The sequence below is a fragment of the Paraburkholderia sp. SIMBA_053 genome, from assembly GCF_046534895.1.
Taxonomy (GTDB): domain Bacteria; phylum Pseudomonadota; class Gammaproteobacteria; order Burkholderiales; family Burkholderiaceae; genus Paraburkholderia; species Paraburkholderia caledonica.
Genome location: NZ_JAWRXU010000083.1, coordinates 1 through 512 on the forward strand (window position 1 = coordinate 1; position 512 = coordinate 512).

Consider the following 512-nt stretch of genomic DNA (forward strand, 5'->3'; position numbering starts at 1 on the left):
GTGATCGAGCGTGACGATTTCGCCGGCGCGCGACATCAGCGCACGGAACGATTCCGTCGTGAAGTGCGACACATGCTCATAGAAGAAGTCGGCGAGACGCTGGCCTTGTCTGGCGGACCTTTCAGCTGTCTCTGCGGGTTAAGACCGGGCGAAGCGTCGTCGCGCGGCCGACAAACCTTGAATGGAAGTCGGACTGAAACAGACACGTGTGCCATGTCGAGGCGCATCGTGGAACGACTTCGCCGCGCGTGAGCGCAGCGAAGTCAGTTGACACAGGAAAAGCGGCGTCTGAATGAAGCGGCCAGACGACCCGCGTCAGATTTCATTCACACGCGTTCCACCACGACTTCGAGATACTCGCTCGGCAGGACGAGCGTCGCGTCGTTCGAGCGGTTACGGCTCTCGATCAGTGTCATCAGATCGCGAAGAAACGCCGCCTGCGGCTCGCCTTCGAGTGCGGCAAACGCCTTGTTCATCGGCCCATAGAACGTACGAAACACGTCGACGAAATG

Annotated in this window: 1 pseudogene; it reads right to left on the bottom strand. The window is 59.6% G+C overall.

Annotation, left to right across the window (positions count from 1 at the left end):
* Positions 1-326 precede the first annotated feature (326 nt).
* Positions 327-512, bottom strand: a pseudogene (locus tag SB753_RS34655) (SAM-dependent methyltransferase); the annotation flags it as partial.